Origin of the sequence: Devosia sp. Root413D1, assembly GCF_001425235.1 — a bacterium.
In the GTDB taxonomy this organism is placed as follows: domain Bacteria; phylum Pseudomonadota; class Alphaproteobacteria; order Rhizobiales; family Devosiaceae; genus Devosia_A.
Genome location: NZ_LMEA01000001.1, coordinates 562,095 through 583,392, shown reverse-complemented (window position 1 = coordinate 583,392; position 21,298 = coordinate 562,095). Strand labels below are relative to the sequence as shown.

The window sequence follows — 21,298 nt, the reverse complement described above, 5'->3', positions numbered from 1 at the left end:
TGTTGACGTTGATGGTGCCCTATCCGCCGAGGAACGCGACGATGTCGCGCTGCCCGGCGGACCTTGGGGCGCCGGAGCGCCGGTCGAAACAGGGAGGACCGGCAGGGAGTTGGGAGTTCTCCCCGCCGGCCCCCACGGTCAGTTGAACGTCAGGTCGTAGGCGTCCTTGAGGGCAGCGACGGCATCGTCCGTCGTCTGATTCTTGTCACTCCAGAAGTTGTACATTGCCGTCCAGATGCCGTTGTTCCAGTCGCCGGTGATGACGTTGAAGGGGTTCTTCACTGCGCCGTCTGGCTTGTTCATGGCGTCCATGGCCACCTGGTTGCAAGCATCGCGGAACTCGGTCGGAGCGTCGGCACGCGGGCTGGTCGAACCCTTCTGCTGATTGGCCTTGGCCGAGACGATCGGGTCGACGAAGGCAGCGACGAGGTCGAGTTCGGCCTTGTCCTTTTCCGGCGGCTGGCCGCCGAGGATGCCCATGGCGTCGGAGGTCACCGGAACGGCGAGCGCGCCGGGAATGACTTCACAGCCGAAGTCGACCCCCGGGACCTTGCCGGCGGCGAGCCATTCGCCCTTCATCCAGTCGCCCATGATGTGGAACAGGGCTTGGCCGGCGATCACCGTATTGGTGGTCTCGTTCCAGGGACGATTCTCGCTTTCGGGGGTGGCTTCGTTGGAGAAGGCCCGTACGACTTCGATGGCCTTGCGCACTTCGGGCGTATCGAAGGCGGTCGGGTCGGGGGTTTCCGAGTAGATGCGGTCGTAGATGTCCGGCCCGGCTATGGCAGCGACCATGGCATGGAACAGATATCCGACCTGGAAGGCTTGCCCACCGACGGCGGCAGGCACGAAGCCAGCGGCTTTGACTTTGGGGAAGTCGGCGATCATGTCGTCGACGCTCTTCCAGGCTGTCGGATCGACACCGGCTTTTTTGGCGACGTCCATGTTCCAGTAGACCATGCCGTCGATGTGGAGGAAGAGCGGCACCTTCACCATCTTGCCGTCGACCGTGGAGAGTTCCTGCACGATCGGGAAGAAATTGTCGGCCGCGCCGATTTCCTTGTAGTAGTCGGTCAGGTCACGCTCGAGGCCGAGACCGGCAAGGTCGCGGAAGATATGCGGATCGGAGGTGACGAAGGCGTTCGGCGGATCGCCACCAGTCACCATGTTGACGATGGAGACGTTGACGCCGGAGTTGTGCGGAATCGCCAGATCCTTCCAGGTGTGACCCTTTTCGTTAAGGGCAGCCTGGAGGATGTTGAGGGCCGCGACTTCGGCCTTGGACGACCAGCCGTGATAGACGATCAATTCTTCGGCGGTCGCAGCGAGCGGCGCGGCGCTGAGCAGCAGTGTGGCCGCCATGGTCGCCAATGATTTCATATGCATTCGTGTCTCTCCCTTTTGGCTCGCCTTCGGCGAGTCGACGTTTCACGTCCCTGTCTTGCGGCAGGGCCTGCCGGAAGATCCGGCCATCGGTCACGCCCAAGCCCTTCATCAGAACGGCCGCTGACACGGCTCCCCTTCCTCCAAGGCTCGCGTGCGGTCCGCCCGTTACCCGGGAGAACCTGGGTAGGCCGGGCCGGTGAGCCCGGGCATTGGCGTCCCATTACCTTCGGCGGGGTCGCCGCATCGATCACCGCCACCCTCAGCAAGATCGGGGTGCGATGCTCGACCTAGAGTCGGCGCCCGCTCTGGGCGTCGAAGACGTGCAGCTTCCCCTGCGGGAAGGAAATGTTGACCGTATCGCCCTGCTTGAAGCGGCCGATCTGTTCGGGGTCGACACGGGTGGCGATCAGGCCATCGCCGAATTTGAGATAGGCGGTGGCGTCGCTGCCGGTTTTTTCGCTGTGCTGGACGGGGAGCGAGAAATTTCCAGCAGGATCGGTCACGGCCGCGTCGGGCTCGCCGAAATGTTCCGGGCGCAAGCCGATGACGACGCTCTGGCCATCGCGCGGCGAGGTGAGAAAACCATAGTGGCTGACGTCGAGGTCGACGCCGGCGGCACGCGCGGCAACCTTGCCGCCGGCCACCGAAAGGGTGGCGGGGCGCAGATTCATGGCGGGGGAGCCGATGAAGCCGGCGACGAACAGATTTGCCGGGCTGCCGTAGATCTCGTCGGGCGTTCCGAACTGCTGGATGACGCCGGCATCCATGACGGCGATGCGCGTCGCCATGGTCATGGCCTCGATCTGGTCGTGCGTCACGTAGACGATGGTCGACCTGAGCTCGTCATGGAGCTTTTTGATCTCGAGCCGCATCTCGGTGCGCAGCTTGGCATCAAGATTGGAGAGCGGTTCGTCGAAGAGGAACACGCCGACCTTCTTGACCAGCGCCCGGCCGATGGCGACGCGCTGGCGCTGGCCGCCCGAGAGTTGGGCCGGCTTGCGATCGAGCAGCGGCTCGATCTGTAACAAGCGGGCGGCCCAGGCGATGCGTTGCTCGATCTCGGCAGCCGGCAGCTTGTGAGCAGCCAAACCAAACTTCAAGTTTCCGCGCACGGTCTTGGTGGGATAGAGCGCGTAGGACTGGAAGACCATGGCGAGACCACGGTCCTTGGGGTCGAGGTCGGTGACGTCGCGGTCGCCGATGGTAATCCGGCCCGCAGTGACGTCGAGCAGCCCAGCCAGCAGATTGAGCAGGGTGGTCTTGCCGCAACCCGAGGGGCCGAGCAGCACGAGGAACTCGCCGTCGTCGATGGCCAGATCAAGGTTCTTGAGAACCGTCAGCTTTCCGTAGCTCTTGATGATGTCTTCGAAGATGACCCGTGGCATGCCCGCTTACCCCTTGATTGCGCCGGCAGTGATGCCTTGGACGAAGAACTTGCCGAGAATGAAGTAGATGACGAGTGGCGGGATGGCGGTGAGCAGCGCTGCCGCCATGTTCTCGTTGTAGGCCGCCTCGCCGGTGGTGGTGATGACCACATTGGCGAGTACGACACTCATCGGCTGGGTACCGAGGCCGCCAAAGGTCAGGCCGAGCAGGAAGTCGTTCCAGATCGAAGTGACCTGCAGGATCAAAACGACGATGAAGATGTTGCCGCTCATGGGCACTATGATCTCGCCGAAGACGCGCCAGAAGGAGCCGGAGTCCATCATCGCGGCGCTCATGATCTCCTGCGGAATGCCCTTGTAGTAGTTGCGGAAGACCAGCGTCAGGAAGGGCATGGAGAGCACCGCGTGGATGATGGCGATGCCCCAGATGGTGCCGTAGACCTTGAGGCCCGAACTCAGAATGATGAGCGGGATCATGATGATCTGGAACGGCACGAAAGCGCAGATGAAGAGGATGAAAAGGAAGGTGCCGGCCCAGCGCACCTTCCACAGCGCCAGCGCGTAGCCGGTGATCGACGACAGCGTCAGCGACAGCACCAGGCTGGGGAAAAGGATCGCCACCGAGTTCCAGAAGCCGACCTTGAGACCCTCGCAGCGGATGCCGGAGCAGGCATGATCCCAGGCGTTGACCCAGGGCTCGAAGGTGATGGGTGAGGGCAGCGAGAAGATCGCGCCTTCGCGGATCTGTTCCATCGTCTTGAAGGAGGTGGTGACGATGACATAGAGCGGCACGCAGAAGAAGGCAGCGCAGATGCTCAGGAAAACCAGGATGGCGATTGAGCGCCCCGAGATTGACTTACGCTTGCGGGGGAACCGCGGCGCGGCCTCGACGCGGGCGTCGCCCGATAGGAGAGCGGTGCTCATGACGTCCTCGCCCGTTCGCGCCAGGCGGTGAGCAGCACCAGCGGCAGGAAGATCAGCGCCGTGATGCCCAGCATCAGAGCGGCGGCGGCGGAGGCATAGGCGAGGTTGGACTTCACCCAGTAGGCGTTGATGGTGAAGTAGCCCGGCACCCAGGTGGCCTGCCCCGGCCCGCCATTGGTCATGGCCACGACAATGTCGTAGGCCTTGACCACGCCCAGCGAGAGCAGAATTGCGCAGGTGAGGAAGGTAAACTTCATCATCGGGATGATGATCTCGGCGTAGAGCCGCCAGAAGCTGACCCCATCGAGACGGGCAGCGCTCCAGATCTCGGTGTTGATGGATTTGAGGCCCGAGAGCATCAGCGCCATGTAGAAGCCGGCCCCCTGCCAGACCGAGGCGAGGATGATGCCATACATGGCGGTCTCGGGCTTGGAGAGCCAATCGAAGCTGATGAAGGTGAGGCCGATGGAATGCAGCGCACCCTGCAGGCCGAAGCTGGGGTTGAACATCCAGCGCCACGCCACGCCGGTGACGATCAGCGAGACCGCCAGCGGATAGAGGAACACCGTCCGGAAAAAGCCCTCGCCGCGCTTCTCGCGATCGATCAGGGCAGCAAGAATGAATCCGAAGACAATGGCCAGAAAACTGCCGATGCCGAGCACCAGCATGTTCTTGAGCGCAATGGTCCAGCCTTTGTCCTTGAACAGCCGTTCGTACTGGCGGGCCCAGTCGGAAAAATCGATGCCGTAGGTCGCAAAGGCCTTTGATGAGGTGAACGAGACGTAGATCGTCCACAGGATCGAACCGATGAAGGCGACGACCGTTATCGCCACCGCCGGTGTCAGCGCGAGCTGCGGCGACATTCGGCTCCACCGAAAGGCCATGCTTCCCTCCCTGCAGCGCCACCCGGCCTCTGGACCGTGGTGGCGCCTCCCTGACCGTTGAGGTCGTATTATCGCTAATCTAGATACGCGCTGCCGATCTCGTCAATGGTCAATAATCTGAGGAGAGCAGGTCCCCTCGGGTGGGAACGATCGCGCCGTACGACGAAACTTGGCGATATGCGCCGGAATAGTCACCTTGAATATTAAGTAATATCAATATCTTATCCGTACGTTCCTCTGGAGGGCCGACACGAGAGCGGTCTGGCGGCGAAGAAATGCTGATTGACAGGCCCCCATGGTTTGGATGATCCATTCGTATTAGCGTTCATACAAATTGCGCGGACGATCGGTTTCAGCCGGATCGACAAAGTCGCTTGAGGGGGAGAAAAATCATGCACGGAATCAATGGTGTCGGCCATGTGGCGATCAAGGTCACCGACCTCGATCGCTCGCTCGACTACTACATCAACAAGCTCGGCTTTCCCGAGATGCTGCGGCTCCACAAGGACGACGGAAGCGTCTGGCTGGTCTATCTGCGGATCACCGACGCACAGTATCTCGAAGTTTTCCCGGGAGCCGAAAACGATCGTGCACCAGGCTGGAACGCCAACGGCATGAACCATATGTGCCTTACCGTTGAGAACATCGACGATACGCTGGCGCAAGTGGCGGCGGCTGGGCTCGAGCTGCTGTTGCCGCTCAAGACAGCGATCGACGGCAACCGCCAGGCGTGGCTGGAAGACCCGGACGGCAACCGGATCGAACTGATGGAGATGGCCGAGGACAGCCTGCAGCTTCAGGCGATCCGCCGGCTGCAGGAAACGGGAGCGATCGCCTGATCGCGATGTCCGTTCCTATGGACGATCGAGCCACGGTGACCAGCGCGACACCGGCATGCTATCGGTGTTGCATAGCGACGGGCGAAGTATCGCCGGTGCAAGAATCGGGTGCCGAACTTGGGTAAGGGGATCGTGCGGTTACGTGACATTGCTGCGCGCACCGGGTTTTCACTTAACACCGTGTCTCTGGCGCTGCGCAACAGCGAGCGAATTCCCGTCGAAACCCGGAACAAGATCCAGTCGGCGGCGCTTGAGCTGCGCTACGTTCCCAACCACGTGGCGCAGTCGCTGGTGAGCCGAGCGACCCGCACCATTGGCCTGGTGCTGACCGACATTCTCAACCCGACGCTGACGCAGACCGCCCAGTCGGTCGAGATCGCGCTGGCGGAGAGGGGTTACGGCACGCTGTTCGCCACCTCGAACAACACGCTCGAGGAGGAAATCCGGGTCGTCGACATGTTCCGCTCCCGCCAGGTGGATGGCATCCTGATCTACCCGGCGCGGCATCGCGACCTCGAACACCTCAGGCCGTTACGCAGCGCCAATTTTCCGCTCGTCCTGCTGATTGCCGATCCTGACGCTGGCATTGACGGGGTAAGCGTCAACGATCGCAGCGGCGGCTACCAGGCGACGCGCTACCTGATCGGCCGGGGCCACAAGCGGATCGGCTTTCTCGACGCCTCGCATGCCAATGGCAATGACGAAAAGCTCGAAGGCTATCAGCAGGCCCTGCTGGAGGCCGGCATCGGCGTCGATGCGGAGCTGATCGCGCCGACCAATGGCCACTATGCGCGGCACGGCTATTTCGCGCTCGACATGCTCATGAACGGGCCGAAGCGGCCGACCGCGGTGCTGACCGACAACGACTCGCTGGCGTTGGGGGCGCTGCGCTGGTGCCACAAGCAGGGCGTGCGCATTCCCGACGACCTCGCCATCATGGGTTATGACAACATCGCCTTCACCGAATTCGGAGAGCCGCCGCTGTCGACGGTGAACTACGACGCCCAGGCCGTCTCGCAAATGGCCGTCGATCGCCTGATGCACCTGATCGCCGCTGGCGAGAAACTACCGCCGCCGCGGGTTACCTTGATCGATCCCGAGCTCATCATTCGCGAAAGTACCTGACCGATCGTGACGATGCTCTCGCCCGCCCTCCGCCCTGCCCCGCTCGCCAATAATCCGTTGCCCCTGCTGCCGATTGCGCAAGGCGGCTCGTGGTACGCTAAAGACGCGACGGACACCGATCTGCTCGGCGCACTGCATGCCGCCTATCTGGCGGGAATACGGCACTTTGATACCGCCGCGGGCTACGGCAACGGCAGGTCGGAAACTCTGCTCGGCCAGTTCCTTGAGGGCAAGCGGGAGAGTGTCTTTCTCGCATCCAAGTCGCACACAGATGACCTGACGGCAGCCGCCGCAATTGCCGAAGTCGAAGGCAGCCTCAACAGGCTCAGTGTGGACTTCATCGACCTCTACTACATTCACTGGCCCCGTGCCGGCAGGGACATGCGCCCGGTCATGGAAGGTCTCGAAACCGCACGCGCTCAGGGCAAGATCGGTGCTGTCGGGGTGAGCAACTTCAGCGTTGCGCAAATGGAGCAGGTTTCTGAGGTCGGCAGCATCGAAGTCCATCAACTGGGCTACAACCTGCTGTGGCGGTATGCTGAAGCTGAAGCAATTCCGTACTGCCTCGCCCACGATATCGCCGTGGTGGCCTACAGCCCGCTGGGTCATGGGATCCTTACCGGCAAGTTCGGCCGCGATCCGGGTCTGATTGCCGGTGACCAGCGTCACTCGATCCTGCCATTCAGGGCTGACATCTGGCCGCATGTGCATGCCGGCGTGGAGCAAATGAAGCGGCTCGCCGCCGAGCTCGACCTGCCGCTTTCGACCCTCTCGATCCGCTGGATCCTCGGCCAGGTCGGCGTCAATTCGGTCGTCGCCGGAGGCCGGACGAGGGAGCAGGTGGCAAGCAACGCGGCGGCACTCGAGGCGGCAATCCCGGCCACGGCGTTCGAAGAGCTTGCCGATATCAGCGATGCGATCATGGCGCACATCCCGGACGCCGGAAATCTCTTCAACCACTATCCGTAGGCACTGTGGCGGCCAGCGGGACCCCCGTCATCGCCGATCTGTTCCCTAAATGTTCTTGCTTCGCCCGCAGACCTCCTGCTAGCGTGCCGCGCGGATGTTGGGGGCATAACGATGGTCACGCGGGTCGCCACCGTGGCGTTTCAGGGGATCGAGGCGGTGCCGGTGGATGTGCAGGTGCAGATTGCGCCTGGCCTGCCAAAATTCTTCCTCGTCGGGCTGCCGGACAAGGCGGTGAAGGAATCGGGCGAGCGGGTGCGGGCGGCGCTCTATGCCTCGGGCCTCAGCCTGCCGCCCAAGCGCATCACCGTGAACCTCGCCCCGGCGGACCTGCCCAAGGAGGGCAGCCATTACGACCTGCCGATTGCGCTCGGGCTGATGGCGGCGATCGGCGCCATCCCGTCCGATGCGCTCGAAGGCTACCTGGCGCTCGGGGAACTCGGGCTCGACGGCCAGCTCGCCCCGACCGCCGGAGTGCTGCCGGCAGCGATCGCCGCACTGTCGCGCGACATGGGCATCATCTGCGCCGAGGCCTCGGGGCCGGAGGCGGCATGGGCCGGTGAGGACCTCGAGATCGTCGCGCCACCAACGCTGTTGGCGCTGGTCAACCATCTCGGTGGCTTTCAGCTCTGCAGCCGCCCTGTGGCGCGGCGGCGGGCCGAGCCGGCCGGGCTGCCCGATCTCAGCGAAGTGCGCGGCCAGCAGGTGGCGCGCCGAGCGCTCGAAGTCGCGGCGGCGGGCGGCCATAACCTCTTGATGATCGGCCCGCCCGGCGCCGGCAAATCCATGCTGGCGGCGCGACTGCCCTCGATCCTGCCGCCGCTCAACCCGCGCGAACTGCTCGATGTGTCGATGATCCAGTCGATTGCCGGCGAACTGGCAGGCGGCGCGCTCAGCGATCGCCGGCCGTTCCGCGCCCCGCATCATTCGGCCTCGATGGCGGCGCTGGTCGGCGGCGGCCTGAAGGTCCGGCCGGGGGAAGCCAGCCTCGCCCATAACGGCGTGCTGTTCCTCGACGAGTTGCCGGAGTTCTCGCCCTCGGTGCTCGACAGCCTGCGCCAGCCGCTCGAAGCGGGCGAGACGGTGATCGCCCGCGCCAACGCGCATGTCAGCTTTCCTGCCCGCTTCCAGCTGATTGCGGCGATGAACCCCTGCAAATGCGGGCTCGCCGGCACACCCGGCCATGTCTGCAAGCGCGGCGACCAATGTGCGCTCGACTACCAGGGTCGGGTCTCCGGGCCGTTCCTCGATCGCATCGATCTGCGCATCGACGTGCCCGCTGTCTCGGCCGCCGAGATGATCGGCCCGGCGACGGCCGAACCCTCCGCCGCCGTCGCCGCCCGCGTCGAAACGGCGCGCGAGCGGCAGCGCCAGCGCTACATCGAAGCCGGCCACCCCGATGTCTTCACCAACGCCGCCGCCGGCCCGTCGCTGATCGAAAAGCTGGTCAATCCCGACAAGGACAGCCAGACCTTGCTGCTGCAGGCCTCGGAGCGCTTCAACCTCTCGGCCCGCGCCTACCACCGGGTGCTGAAAGTGGCGCGCACCCTCGCCGACCTCGCCGGCGCCGACAAGGTTACCCGCCCGCATCTGGCCGAGGCGTTGAGCTATCGGCTGAACCTGGCCTTGGGGTAGGTTGAGCGCATCACGGTAGCCTGGCGCTGTCGGACCTGCCCTAGCCAGCAGCCGCTACGACCCGGCGATCGCGCGAGTGCTGTTTCGCTGGCGGGACGGCCGCTTCTGGCCCGAAGCGGCCATTGCTCCAGGAGCGGCTAACTATTCGCGGATGCGAACTCTCTCGCGGCACGCATGAAGGCGCTGAAGGCGGCGGGAGGATTCTTTCGGCCCGGATAATACAGCGCCAGCGGAGCCAACGGAGGGGTCCAATCCTCGAGGACGCGCACCAAGCGCCCGGCCCCAATGTCATCGCGCACGTCCGCTTCCATCACATAGCCCAGCCCAATACCGTTCTGCGCGGCTATCTTAACAAGGCTCGACTCGTCGAGGGTAATTGCGCCCTGCACGTCGATCTGAACCGCGCTCCCATCCTTTTCAAATCGCCACCGAAACAGGGCGTTATTGGGAAGACGCGAACGGATGCACCTGAACCGATAGAGGTCCGCCGGGACCAATGGCCTGCCATGTGTCCGGAGAAAATCTGGTGACGCGACGACAGCGTTGCTGCGCTCTCGGCCGAGCGGCAAGGCTATCATGTCGCTGGGCACCAAATCTGCTGGCCTCAGGCCCAGGTCGAAGCCGGCAGCAACTATATCTACCAGTCGTCCTTCGGTAACCAGATCGATATGCACCCGAGGGTATTGCCGCAGGAACAATAGGATGAGGGGTGCCATCACTTCTCTGGCGGCCGACGCGAATGCATTGATGCGCAAGGTACCGGTCGGCGTCTCCTGGAGCGACTGAGCGGCCAGCATGGCGTCGTGGATATCTGTCATCGCGGGCCCAACCCGCTCGACAAAAGTCTTCCCCGCGTCGGTGAGCGAAACGCTGCGCGTCGTTCGGTTGAACAGGCGAATGCCGAGGCGCTGTTCAAGCTTGGCGATGGCATTGCTCAGGGCCGTCGTGGACATGCCGAGCTCAAGCGCTGCGGCTCTAAAGGAGCCTTGGCGGGCAATGCTGAGAACGGCGTCGAGGTCGGCAAGCACAGATCGCGTCATTGTCCCGATTTTCGAAATTCCTCATCCCTATTTGTCCCTGTTATCGGGGCATTCGTCCAGCCCTAGATTATCCCCGCCGGGCCCAAAAGGGATCGGCCTCGCAGCCGGCAAGGCTGCACAGACCGAGCTGGAGAGCTGAAAATGACTGTTAAGCTGCCGAAGGCCATTGAGGCCTATTTTGCTGCCGACCGTGACGGCGGCCCTGACGAACTCGCCGCTTCCTTCACCGAAAACGCCAAGGTCAAGGATGTCGGCGAAACCATCGTCGGCCACGAAGCCATCCGGCAGTGGAAGATCGACTACAGCGGAAAGTTCGGTCCCACCACCATCGAGCCGTTCTTCATCACTACTCAGAACGACAAGATCCAGGTGATGGCTCATGTCGCCGGTGACTTCCCCGGCAGCCCGGTCGATCTGAAGTACTTCTTCGTCCTCGCCGGCGACAAGGTTGCAGAGCTGGAAATCACGGTATGACCCCGTTCCTCACATTGCAGGGGCGACGGGCGCTTATCACCGGGGGTACTTTGGGCGCCGGCGCCGCAACGGTGGCGCTCTTCCGGGAGCTAGGCGCGCACGTTCTGACAACAGCGCGACACGAGCCGGCGGATCTTGACGGTGAAGCGTTCGTCGCCGCCGATCTGACCACCCAAGCCGGGGTAAAGGCTGTCATCGATGCGGTGGATGGTGAGCTTGGTGGGCTCGACATCCTCGTCAACGTTCTGGGTGGCTCGTCCGCGCCATCGGGTGGTTTCGTCGCGCTGGACGATGTTGAATGGAACAAGGAGTTCGACCTCAACTTCTTTCCCGCTGTCAGGCTCGATCGCGCTCTGATCCCCGGCATGATCGCCCAGGGCAGTGGCGTCGTCATCCATGTGACCTCGATCCAGAACCGTCTGCCGCTACCGGAGGCGACGACGGCCTACGCGTCGGCCAAGGCTGCGCTCAATACCTATAGCAAGAGCCTTTCCAAGGAAGTCTCGCCCAAGGGCGTGCGAGTGGTACGGGTTTCGCCCGGCTGGATCTCCAGCCCGAATGCCAGTGGTCTCGCACTCCGAATCGCCGAAGAAGCCGGCATCGGCTACGACGAGGCAGTGCAGGTGATTATGAACTCGCTCGGCGGTATCCCGCTGGGACGACCGGCCGAGCCGAAAGAGGTTGCCGACCTGATCGCATTTCTGGCGTCGGATCGCGCAACGTCCATAACCGGGACCGAGCATGTGATCGACGGCGGGACTGTTCCGACAACGTAGTCAGCCGATACGCAGACTCTGAATTATCAACTACCGTTACCACTACGCCGTGAGGTGAAGCCTCACGGTCGCCCTTCCCGAGCCCCGCGCCTAAGAGCGCTTCCACGGGAAGCCGAGAACGATGCGCATCAATGTCATTGAACCCGAGTGGCTACCAATCTCGGTCCCGGGGACATCCGGCCCGACTGGCTGCTCGCTCACTTCGGCATGGCCATCAAGGTACTCGGCGTGGAAGGCCAGCGCGCGATCGGGGATGGTCTGGACACGCAGGATTTCCTCCTCGTCAACTCACCAACCCTGCCGTTCGGAACCGTCAGCGAGTACTTCAAGCTGCAGAAGGCGCTCGAGCAGCAACCGACCAAGACGGACGATGAGCTTGCCTCGATCGGCAGGAAGGCGCGTCTGGCCGCCAGGGTGCTCAAGGCGCTGGGCCGCCCATTGCCGGCGCCGGTCGAGATCCTTTCACCGGAGAATGCCCATCCGCTCGGCGAGACCTTCCACTCGATGGCCGCTCTGCGATTCGGGGACTATGTCGGCAAGTTTAGCGTGACACCGCTTTCCGACAATGTGCGTGCTTTGACGGGCCATGAAGTCGATCACGCTGGCCGGCCCAGTTCGCCGGTCCGCGACTTGCTGGAGGAGTTCTTCGCGCACAACTCGGCTGACTTCGCCCTGCGCGTGCAGTTGTGCGCGGACATCGGCCGGATGCCGATCGAGGATGCCTCGGTGCTATGGCGCGAGGACCTCTCGCCTCATCAGACGGTGGCGACCCTTCACCTTGCACCGCAGAACGCCGCGAGTGACGCGCGCCGCATCTACGCCGATGATGTGATGTCCTATGCGCCCTGGCACGCCCTGGAGGCGCATCGGCCACTCGGAGCGATCATGCGGTCCCGCAGACCGGCATATCCAGCCTCGAGCGACTTCCGCCATAGCGTGAACAATGTCGAGGCGGCTGAACCGCGCTCGCTCAGCGACCTGCCGGCCTGAAATGAGGGTTCTAGCCGGGAGCCTGGCTCTGCCAGTGGGCGAGCTCGGTCGAAAGGACGATTGGAGTCCCGGAGAGCGCAGCCAAGCAGTCTAGACGGGCCGTCCGGGGTCGTCTGGCGCGTTCGTGCGGGATGAGGGCGGTAGGCCACAGCTGCCCATGGCTCAGGGTAGTTGAACCGCTCGCCGCTCGGACACGGTGAATTGGGCGAGCGATGTGACTTCAAGCCTGTCCGGGGCGATGTTGGTGTAGCCGCGCCGCGTGCCGCAGACGGCCCCGTAGTCGGCGAAGATCTCAACGATGCCGCGGTCGTAGACGATGCGAAGATCGGTGGCCGACCCACACGTGGCCTCGTAGCGGATCTTCCCGTCATCCCCAGCCAGTCGAACCGCAAGGCGACCGCCCGATACCGATAGCTCGAAGCAGAGGGCGCCGCTCTCAGTCGCGACGATCTTTGTGCCGTCGAGGTTGCCAGACAGGCGGAGCTCGACCGGCGCGTCCCGCAGCAGGACGCTCCCATCCGGCTCCTGGGCCAGGGGATGAGCCTGCCAGGCGCTATCCAGCTCGGTCACCGGGTGCATGCGCAGCCGCCCGGAGCCATCGAGGCTGAGTTCGCGCGGCAGCGACATCTCGCCCGAATAGGGCGAGCCGGCAGGCTTGCGGGATTCCCAGTTGAACAGCCAGGCCAAGGCGATCTGTCGGCCCTCGGCCTCAAAACTCTGCATGGCGTAAAAGTCGGTGCCGAAGTCGAGGACCTGCAAATCGTCGGTATCAGGGACGAAGCGGTCGCCCTTGAACTCACCAACCCGGGCGAACAGCAGGTTGTGGCGGCCAGTCGCCGGTTCGGTATAGCCGACAAAGCCCATGACCATCACCCACTTGCCATCTAGCGGGAAGAAGTCGGGGCACTCGACCGCCCGGGCGCCGTTTTCCCGGTAGTGCGCCGGCCCCCGATAGAGCGGGCCCAGATAGGCCCAGTCGCTGAGGTTGTCCGAACCATAGAGCAGCACGGCGGGATCGCCATAGAGCGCCGCACCCAGCACCATGCGGTAGGCGCCTGCCGCCTCGTCCCACCAGACCTTGGGGTCGCGGAAATCGTGCTCGACGCCGTCGGGACGCAGTGTAAGCACCGTCTCCGAGCCGGTGGCGTGCAGCGCGTCCCGCCCCGGCCGGGCCAGCTTCTGCACCTCGCGATAGCCCTGGAACAGGTCATAGGCCGGCAGGCGTTCGGTGTAAAAGAACATGCGGCTGCCGTCGCGGTCGGTAAATGCCGAGCCGGAGAAAGCGCCGCCGCTGGCTCCGAGCCGCCAGAGGTTCTGCTCGGGGTGGAGGAACACCGGCAGGTGGGTCCAGTTGAACAGGTCGGTGCTGACCGCGTGTCCCCAGTGCATCGGGCCCCACTCGGTGCCGGCAGGGTGAAACTGATAGAACAGGTGCCAGGTCTCGCCGATCTTGCAGAGGCCGTTCGGGTCGTTCATCCATTGGCGGGGTGGCGAGAAATGCATGATCGGCCGCGCCGGATCGGAGCGCATCGAGGCATCGATCTCAGGCTTGGTGCTGAGCGTCAGCCCGGCCTCATCGAATTCCCAGAGGGTGATGCCGGCCTCGGCGACATCAGCCGGATCGTAGCCATAAGCCCAGAGGATCGCCTCGGGCCTCTGCCATTCGACGGTGACGCTGCCGGCCTCGCGGTGCTGGTAACCGAAGAAATCCACGTGGCCGGAGAATGCCGGGACCTGCCACAGCACGGCATCGGCCTCGGAAATGCGGATCGACCCCGGCCCGCGCGCCCAGAATTCGAGCCGGTAGCCGGCGGGGAGGCTGACGGAGGATTTCAACTGTCGATCCGAGAGCTGTCTTGCGCTCGGGCCTGCCCGGGCACGGGCGTGCCGCGAAAGGCGTTCACCGACTTATCGATCAGCACCTCAATGTCGCTGCCGGAATCGAGGATGGTGTTCCCGGTGGAGGCCGGTTCGACCTGCACGGCGACCACCTCGAGGGCCGTCAGGTTCCTGGTTGAGAGAATGGCCTCGACCTGCGTCGCAAAGCAGTCGCTGTTGGGCGCGTCGTTGGCCGTGGCCCGCTCGGTCGTCGCCACGATGTGGTTGTTGGCGACATAGTTGCCGGTGCCCGAGACGATCCGGATAATCACCGGTTTCTCGTTGGCGGGCTTCAGGAACCGGGTGTCGATCGAGGCCGAGATATGGTTGGCGATGACCGAATTGTTGTCGCCGCTCAGATGCAGCAGGCCGAACTGATCATCCAGCCCATTATCGTACCTGGTCATCGGGGCCCAAGGCTCGTGGTCGCGCAGGAAGTGATTGGAGGCGACGAGGTTCTCCGAGCAATTGCCGGAGAAGACCAGCATTCCCGGATAGAACGAATGCAGCCGGTTGCCGGTAATGGACGATCTGACCACGCCCGAGAATTCGATGCTGCTCCGCCCGCGCGGGAAAACGTTGTTGCCGGAGACCAGCAGGCCACCGAAATTCTCGGCATAGATCGAGTGCCCGGCATAGCCGGCGCCGATCAGGTTGTTGGAGATTTTCGAGGCCTGCCCCATGCCGCGTAGCTCGATGCAGTTGCCGCATTCGGCGATGAAGTTGTTGTCGATGGTCGAGGCGTCAGCTTGATGGGAGACGACGCCATGCTCCAGGTAGACCAGCCCCATGCCGGTGATGCGAAACGAGTCATTGGCGCTGGCGATGTGAATGCCGGTCTTGCCGTTGCGGTAGGAATTCTCCGCGTCGCCGTTCGAGGCATCGGTGAAATGCAGGCCATCGATGCAGAAGTCGGCGAACTCGACCGAACTGATGCGAGGATTGCCGGCGCGCTGCACCAGGAATGCCGCACCGGCAGCTCCGTCGCCGGCTGGCCCGACGAGATCGACGAGGACGCGGCTACCCCCCGGCCAGACTTCGTGCCACTGCTCGAGCTCAGGCCTAGGCGTGTTGAAACGGATGCTCGACGAGGTGAAGCCATGCCCCGATCCGACGATGCGCAGAAAGCTGATGTCGATGCGGACTTGCGTGCGCAGCCGGAAGTCGCCGGGCGGGATGTAGATCACGGCACCGGGCTTGCCACCGTCGTTGACATCGGGCGCCGCTTGCCGCCGCTTGATATCGGCGATGATGCTGTTGATCACCGCTCCGATATCGTCGTGCGGATTGCCGGCTGGCCACTCGGTCACGTTGTAGACATTGGCGCTGGGCCTGCCCTGGCCCTGGCTGATTTTGTCGAGTTCGATACTTGCCATGGGACTAGCCTTTCACGGCGCCGAAGGTCAGCCCGCCGACAATCTGCTTTTGCAGGACGAGGGTGACGAGGATGACGGGGAGGGAATAGAGGACGGCGGCGGCGGTCATCGGCCCCCAGGCGAGGCCATAGACGGAGTTGAACTCCGCGATGACGATCGGCGCCGTCTTGCTGCTCTCGGAGGTGAGCAGCAGGGCGTAGAGAAACTCGTTCCAGCTGGCGATGAAGCTGAACAGCGCGGTGATGGCGAGGCCGCTCGGCATCACCGGCAGGACGATGTGCCAGAAGGCGCCAAAACGGGTGCAGCCATCCACCCGGGCCGCTTCCTCCAGCTCCTTCGGCACGCCTTCGAAGAAGGCCGCCATCAGCAGCATGGCAAGGGGAACAGCGGTGGAGGTGTGAGCGAGGACGAGACCGATGGTGGTGTCCAGCAAGCCCAGCGTCTTCATGATCTGGAACAGCGGCACCCCCAGCGACACCGCCGGCACCATGCGGGTGATCAGCGCAAACAGCATGAAGAGCATGGTGAGCCGCCGGCGGTAGAGCGCCGAGACATAGGCGGCGGGAACCGCGATGAGCAACGACAGCAGCGTCGTCAGCACCGCGACGATGGCGGAGTTCAGGAACGCTTCCGGCAGCCCGACGGTCCCGATGACGCTGGTGAAATTCTCGAGGGACAGCCGCTGCGGGAGGAAGGATGGCGGGATCTGCTGGACGTCGACCGCCGGCTTCAGCGCCGTCGAGACGAGGTAGAGGTAGGGCAGCGCATAGGACAGCACCAGCAGCAGCGCCACCGCATGGATGATGAGCTTCGTGAGATCGATGGGGGCGCGATCAGCCACGGTCGGCTCTCCAGATCTTCCAGTAGGCGAGGCCGGCGATACCGATCATCACCAGCAGAAACAGCGTTGCGGTGGCCGAGGCCTGGCCGAGATCGCCATAGCGCACCATGCGCTGGTAGATGTTCATCGACAGCACTTCGCTCTGCTGGCGCGGCCCGCCCTGGGTCTGGATCCAGATCAGATCGAAGGTCTTGAGGGCATCGATGCCACGGACCACCACAACCACCGCCAGCACCGGGCGCAGCATCGGCAGGGTGATGTACCAGAACCGGTTGATGGCATTGGTGCCGTCGATCCGCGCCGCCTCGAGCACATCGCGCGGGATGTTCATCAGGCCGGCATAGCTGACCAGCGCAACGAACGAGGTGGTCAGCCAGATATCGGCGGCCGCCACCGAGTAGATCACGATGTCGGTGTCGGACAGCCACTTGATGGCGCCCGGGTCAGGAATGATGCCGAGTGCGGCGAGCCCGTAATTGAGGATGCCGATATTGCCGACGAGGAGAAATCGCCACAGCAGGCCGGCGACGATCGGCGAGATCATCAGCGGCAGGGCGAAAATGGTGCGGTGCCAATGCGAATGCCGGGCGATCGCCGCAAACAGCAGCGCCGCGCCGAGACCGAACAGCAGCTCGAAGAACAGCGCGAAGACGGAGTATTTGAGGGTCCTGACGGCGGACTCGAGGATCCGTCTCGACGTCAGGGCCTCGATATAGTTCGCCAGCCCCACAAAGACGCGGCTCGCCGGATCGATCAGTTTGACGTCGAAGAACGAATTGTAGACCAGCAGCGCCACCGGGTAGACCACAAGGAGCCCCAGGAACAGCATGGCCGGCATCAGCATAAGCAGCACGAACCTGCGTTCGGTCATGCTCCCTCCCCCGTTGATCAGTTGGGACCGAGGCAGATCGCCGCCCCGGCCCCGAGAGTTCCTGGATGCTTATTGGCCGAGGATATCTCGGGCGGTGGCCGCCGCATCGTGCAGCAGTTCCGCGACGTTGTCCTGGCATTCGAGGGCGCCCTGGAAGGCGGGCATCACGGCTTCATCGACCAGTTCCTGGTAGTGTTCATTGATCGGCCGGCCCTTGGTTGCCGGCGCCGACAGCGTCGCCAGCAGCGGCCCGAAATGCTCGTAGCCGGGCTTGTCGGTGTAGCTGGCATAGGCCGAGTTGGTGGCAGCGAGCCCGAGCGGCGCCTCGATGCCCAGCCCGTTGTGGGCAATGGCAAAAGCGATGAACTGCCGCGCTGCGTCCTTATGCTCAGACGTCGATGGAATGACGTTGTACCAAGGGCCGGGGATACCGGCGATGCCGGCCGGGCCGCCGATCATCGGCGCGACGCCGACCTTGCCGGCGATCTTGCTGTCTTCCGGCGTCATCTTGTAGGCGTGGGCCCAGAACTTCATCATGGCGGTCTGGCCCTGGTAGAACAGGTTCTGGGCCTCGCCCCAGTTGATTTCGAGCGCATTGTCGGGCGCTGATTTATCTTCGCAGAGCGGCGCCCGGTAGTTCACCAGCGCGTCGATATGGGCCTGGTTGTCGAGGATGACCTGACCTGCGTCATCGAGGATCACCCCGGGCGAGCCGGCCTGCAGCACCTCGGCCATCCATTCTTCGGAGGTCGCGCCGATCACGTCGGTGCCGAACATGCCATCCTTGGTGAAGAACTTGGCCATGTCGCGCCACTGCTGCCAGTCGGCCGGCGGGGCGAGGTCATAGCCATATTGCGCTTTGAACGCCGCCTGGTTGGCTGGGTCTTCCCACAGGTCCTTCCTATAGAAGACGATCTCGGCGTTGGCCCAGGCGGGCATGGCGATCAGCTTGCCGCCGACAGTGGCGTCGGCGAGAAGGGCCGGCGGAATGTCGGCCTTCACGGCATCGGTAAACAGGTCGCTCAGATCCTCGACATGCGAGGCGAAGGCGGCGTTCCAGACCACGTCGATGGTCGCGACATCGTAGTTCGAGGTCCCCGAAGCGATCTCGGCGGTCAGCTTGTCGAACACGCCCTGATAGGGCACCTCGACGAAGTTGACCTCAATGCCGGTCTCCTTGGTGAAGGCATCGGCAGCGGCCTGCTGCAGCGAATGGCCACCACCTTCAACCAGTACGGTGATGGCTTCGGCCTGCGCCGCGGACGTTGCGAGGCAAAGCGCGGCCACCGCGCCAAATAGCGTCTTGTTCATGTCCCCTCCTCAATTTCGGCTCACGGAGAACGACCCGGAGCAGCCGGACCATAGGCAGCAATGTCGACGTCGTCAATTGAAATGACATCGTCGACATCGCGAATGTCGACGTTGTCGGTTGCGGCTCACTTGCCGCGCCGCTAGAGTTGCCGGCGCTTGTGGGGGAGAACGAATGGTCAGCATCAAGGATGTCGCTCGGGTCGCCGGCGTCTCGGACAAAACCGTGTCCCGCGTGGTCAACGGCGAGCCCAACGTCACCGCTGACACAATCGAAAAGGTACAGCTGGCGATTGCCGATCTCGGCTACATCCCGAACCTCGCGGCGCGCAGCATCCGCTCGAACCGCACCAACATCATCGGCATCATCACCGACTTCATTTCGACGACGCCGTACTCGGGCGATATCGTCCGGGGCGTTCAGGATTGGGCCGGCGCCAATGGCCGCACCGTGCTGCTGGCCAACACCGATGGCGACCCGACGCGGGAGGCCAATGTCTGGCGCACCTTCAAGGCGCACCGCATCGACGGCGTGCTCTATGTCGCGATGTACCACCGGGTGGTGGTGCCGGCGGCAGGCGAGGTCTCGATCCCGACGGTGCTGGTCAACTCGCATCCCGAAGACGGCTATGTCTATCCGTCGATCGAGCCGGATGATTTCGGTGGATCCTATGCCCTTACGGAGCACCTGATCGCGCTTGGACATCGCCGCATCGGCTACATCCGGCTGAACCCCCTGCTGCTGGGCGCCAATCAGCGACTCGATGCCTTCCTTGCTGCGGCACAGGCAGCTGGCATCGCTGAAAGCGACCTGGTCATCCGGCTGGGCATGGAGGGGCCGGTCGGCCGCGAGACCAACTACGTCTATCGGGAGACCCTCGATATCCTGTCGATGCCCGATCGCCCGACGGCGCTGGTCTGCGGCAATGATGAGATGGCGCTGCAGGCCTACCTGGCCGCGCTATCCCTCGGCCTGCGCGTGCCCGATGACATCACCATTGTCGGCTTCGACGATTTCCGCACAGTGTCGCTCGGCCTCAAACCCGAGCTGACCACGGTGGCCCTACCCTATTACGACCTGGGCTGGCAGGGCGCCGACATGCTGGACCAGCTGGTGCACGGCAAGGGCAGCGAAACGGAGCGGCGGGTCCTCAAATGCCCGGTGGTGGCGCGGCGATCCAGTGCCCAGGCCAGAGAGATGCAGATCGCTGACGCGGCAGGCACTGGTGGTTGAGCACAGCATCGGCTGACCGCGTCTGGCCTTCTCGAACCCGTGCCTCCCCCGGTCTTCTGCAAAGCGCCGATGGCGGCATTCACATAACCTGCTGAGGTTGCGTCAGTTGCAATTTGGCCCAGAGCGGACCTCCTCGTCCAGCCAAGGAGCCGCGAGTTACGTCGGTTTGAGCCAATGTGCCCGTTCATCCGTCAAGGGTGCTGCTGCGACGTACAACCAACCGAGGCTGCAGTAGAATCTGTTCGGTTTCGATCCGCCCCTCGAACCTTTCGACGAGCAACCTCGCAGCATGCGTGCCGATCTGCTCGCCCGACTGATCGACACTCGTCAGGCTGTTTTGATCGAGTGCGCAGTAGACGGTGTTGTCGTGGCCGACGATGGCCAGGTCCTCCGGAACGCGAAGCCCATTTGACCGCGCGTGGCTGATCGATTCGAAGGCCACGGCATCGCACCAGCAGAAGAGGGCCTGTGGCCGGCTCTCGAGCAGCTTCTCCATGCCGCCATATATCCCTCTTGGGGTCTGTTCGGTGCGGGCGATATTGATGTAGGCGGAGAGCCCCTGAGCCTCCATCTCGTGCCGGTAGCCACTTTCACGCATCCGCATCGCTGTGGGATGTTCAAGGCTCAGCATGGCGATGCGCTCGGCGCCCTGCTTTGCCAGATGCTGCACGACCAATCGTCCGCTTTGCTCGTCATTGTTGTTTACGGTGTCGAAGGTGGTCTCGACGAGAGGCCGATTGCCGATGGCGACAGCTGGAATACGGCTGCCGAGATCGGTGAGCTGTTCGGGGGACAGGCTGCTCGAAACGAGTATGAGCCCATCCATCTGCATGTCGATCATCGCCTGGGTGAGGTCGCGCTCGTTTGATTGGGAGGCGATGCCTTGCACCGCCTGGTAGGGGGTGCGCTCGAATCCCGCACTGATGCCGGCAAAGATGTCGGCGAGGAAGGGATTGCGCATATCGGGAAAGACCACGCCGACGACGAATGAGCGTCCGCGCAACCCGCGGGCGGCGGTGTTGGGGGTGTAGCCGAGCTTCTTTATCGACGCGTTCACCCGCTCGCGAAGTGACTCGCTCACCCCATAGGCGTTGCGCAACACCTTCGAGACGGCTGCGAACGAAACGCCGGCATCTGCGGCTACCTGCAGGATAGTGACGCGCTTCGGCTTTCCGTTGGTTTGGCCAGGCCGATTTCGCTCGATTTTGTTCATGTCACGCTCCCTTCAGCTGTCGATAGCAGAACTGTTGGATTCTCGGCAAACGGCGAGGTTCCGCTGCCGATGCCGCCTTATCCTTCACCCGCAAGTCCACTCCCTTCCGTAGAAACAGCCCGTTGTATTGTCGTTCGAACGACGTTACACGAC

The 21,298-nt window shown here is 63.5% G+C and carries 19 protein-coding genes; 8 read left to right on the top strand and 11 right to left on the bottom strand.

The window, feature by feature from the left end:
• Positions 1–138: 138 nt before the first annotated feature.
• The 4 genes from ASC89_RS02920 to ASC89_RS02905 all read right to left on the bottom strand — a co-directional run bounded on the left by ASC89_RS02920 (position 139) and on the right by ASC89_RS02905 (position 4,558).
• Positions 139–1,386 carry an ABC transporter substrate-binding protein gene (locus ASC89_RS02920; RefSeq protein WP_055874044.1) on the bottom strand — a complete coding sequence of 416 codons (1,248 nt, stop codon included), beginning with the start codon at positions 1,384–1,386 and terminating at the stop codon, positions 139–141.
• Between the two features lie 287 nt (positions 1,387–1,673).
• Positions 1,674–2,771, bottom strand: coding sequence for an ABC transporter ATP-binding protein (locus ASC89_RS02915; protein ID WP_055874047.1), 1,098 nt, complete (start codon positions 2,769–2,771; stop codon positions 1,674–1,676).
• Between the two features lie 6 nt (positions 2,772–2,777).
• A complete protein-coding gene (locus ASC89_RS02910; protein WP_055874050.1) occupies positions 2,778–3,695 on the bottom strand; it encodes a carbohydrate ABC transporter permease in 918 nt (305 codons plus the stop codon).
• Positions 3,692–4,558 carry a carbohydrate ABC transporter permease gene (locus ASC89_RS02905; protein WP_244488384.1) on the bottom strand — a complete coding sequence of 289 codons (867 nt, stop codon included), beginning with the start codon at positions 4,556–4,558 and terminating at the stop codon, positions 3,692–3,694. The genes ASC89_RS02910 and ASC89_RS02905 overlap by 4 nt, the downstream gene beginning before the upstream one ends.
• A gap of 413 nt (positions 4,559–4,971) precedes the next feature.
• Between ASC89_RS02905 and ASC89_RS02900 the strand changes: the two genes are divergently transcribed.
• The 4 genes from ASC89_RS02900 (at position 4,972) to ASC89_RS02885 (ending at position 9,144) form a co-directional block, all read left to right on the top strand.
• Positions 4,972–5,418 carry a VOC family protein gene (locus tag ASC89_RS02900; protein ID WP_055874056.1) on the top strand — a complete coding sequence of 149 codons (447 nt, stop codon included), beginning with the start codon at positions 4,972–4,974 and terminating at the stop codon, positions 5,416–5,418.
• Between the two features lie 132 nt (positions 5,419–5,550).
• A complete protein-coding gene (locus ASC89_RS02895; RefSeq protein ID WP_244488383.1) occupies positions 5,551–6,543 on the top strand; it encodes a LacI family DNA-binding transcriptional regulator in 993 nt (330 codons plus the stop codon).
• Positions 6,544–6,555: 12 nt separating this feature from the next.
• On the top strand, positions 6,556–7,512 hold the full coding sequence (locus ASC89_RS02890; RefSeq protein WP_055994422.1) for an aldo/keto reductase: 957 nt from the start codon (positions 6,556–6,558) through the stop codon (positions 7,510–7,512).
• A gap of 111 nt (positions 7,513–7,623) precedes the next feature.
• Positions 7,624–9,144, top strand: a complete 1,521-nt coding sequence (locus tag ASC89_RS02885; RefSeq protein WP_055994420.1) for a YifB family Mg chelatase-like AAA ATPase — start codon at positions 7,624–7,626, stop codon at positions 9,142–9,144.
• Positions 9,145–9,281: 137 nt separating this feature from the next.
• Here ASC89_RS02885 and ASC89_RS02880 read toward each other — a convergent pair whose 3' ends face one another.
• A complete protein-coding gene (locus tag ASC89_RS02880) occupies positions 9,282–10,184 on the bottom strand; it encodes a LysR substrate-binding domain-containing protein (protein ID WP_055994417.1) in 903 nt (300 codons plus the stop codon).
• Between the two features lie 141 nt (positions 10,185–10,325).
• Here ASC89_RS02880 and ASC89_RS02875 point away from each other — a divergent pair, with 141 nt between their 5' ends.
• The 3 genes from ASC89_RS02875 to ASC89_RS02865 all read left to right on the top strand — a co-directional run bounded on the left by ASC89_RS02875 (position 10,326) and on the right by ASC89_RS02865 (position 12,424).
• Positions 10,326–10,658 (top strand): nuclear transport factor 2 family protein, encoded by a 333-nt coding sequence (locus ASC89_RS02875; RefSeq protein ID WP_055994414.1) that lies wholly within the window; start codon positions 10,326–10,328, stop codon positions 10,656–10,658.
• On the top strand, positions 10,655–11,434 hold the full coding sequence (locus tag ASC89_RS02870; RefSeq protein WP_055874080.1) for an SDR family oxidoreductase: 780 nt from the start codon (positions 10,655–10,657) through the stop codon (positions 11,432–11,434). Before ASC89_RS02875 ends, ASC89_RS02870 begins: the two co-directional genes overlap by 4 nt.
• Before the next feature lie 147 nt (positions 11,435–11,581).
• Positions 11,582–12,424, top strand: a complete 843-nt coding sequence (locus ASC89_RS02865) for a catalase family protein (protein ID WP_055874083.1) — start codon at positions 11,582–11,584, stop codon at positions 12,422–12,424.
• 162 nt (positions 12,425–12,586) lie between these two features.
• Here ASC89_RS02865 and ASC89_RS02860 read toward each other — a convergent pair whose 3' ends face one another.
• From ASC89_RS02860 to ASC89_RS02840, 5 genes are all read right to left on the bottom strand, one after another.
• Positions 12,587–14,260: a glycoside hydrolase family 32 protein gene (locus ASC89_RS02860; protein ID WP_055994411.1), complete on the bottom strand. Its 1,674-nt coding sequence runs from the start codon at positions 14,258–14,260 to the stop codon at positions 12,587–12,589.
• Positions 14,257–15,678, bottom strand: coding sequence for a NosD domain-containing protein (locus ASC89_RS02855; protein WP_055994408.1), 1,422 nt, complete (start codon positions 15,676–15,678; stop codon positions 14,257–14,259). The genes ASC89_RS02860 and ASC89_RS02855 overlap by 4 nt, the downstream gene beginning before the upstream one ends.
• Positions 15,679–15,682: 4 nt before the next feature.
• A complete protein-coding gene (locus ASC89_RS02850; RefSeq protein ID WP_055994405.1) occupies positions 15,683–16,519 on the bottom strand; it encodes a carbohydrate ABC transporter permease in 837 nt (278 codons plus the stop codon).
• A complete protein-coding gene (locus ASC89_RS02845) occupies positions 16,512–17,390 on the bottom strand; it encodes a carbohydrate ABC transporter permease (RefSeq protein WP_055994402.1) in 879 nt (292 codons plus the stop codon). The genes ASC89_RS02850 and ASC89_RS02845 overlap by 8 nt, the downstream gene beginning before the upstream one ends.
• A gap of 69 nt (positions 17,391–17,459) precedes the next feature.
• Positions 17,460–18,701, bottom strand: a complete 1,242-nt coding sequence (locus tag ASC89_RS02840) for an ABC transporter substrate-binding protein (protein WP_055994399.1) — start codon at positions 18,699–18,701, stop codon at positions 17,460–17,462.
• 172 nt (positions 18,702–18,873) lie between these two features.
• On the opposite strand from ASC89_RS02840, the gene ASC89_RS02835 reads away from it, so the two are divergent.
• Complete coding sequence (locus ASC89_RS02835) at positions 18,874–19,932, top strand: LacI family DNA-binding transcriptional regulator (protein WP_055994396.1); 1,059 nt, start codon at positions 18,874–18,876, stop codon at positions 19,930–19,932.
• Positions 19,933–20,116: 184 nt separating this feature from the next.
• Here ASC89_RS02835 and ASC89_RS02830 read toward each other — a convergent pair whose 3' ends face one another.
• Complete coding sequence (locus tag ASC89_RS02830) at positions 20,117–21,145, bottom strand: LacI family DNA-binding transcriptional regulator (RefSeq protein WP_055994393.1); 1,029 nt, start codon at positions 21,143–21,145, stop codon at positions 20,117–20,119.
• Positions 21,146–21,298 lie beyond the last annotated feature (153 nt).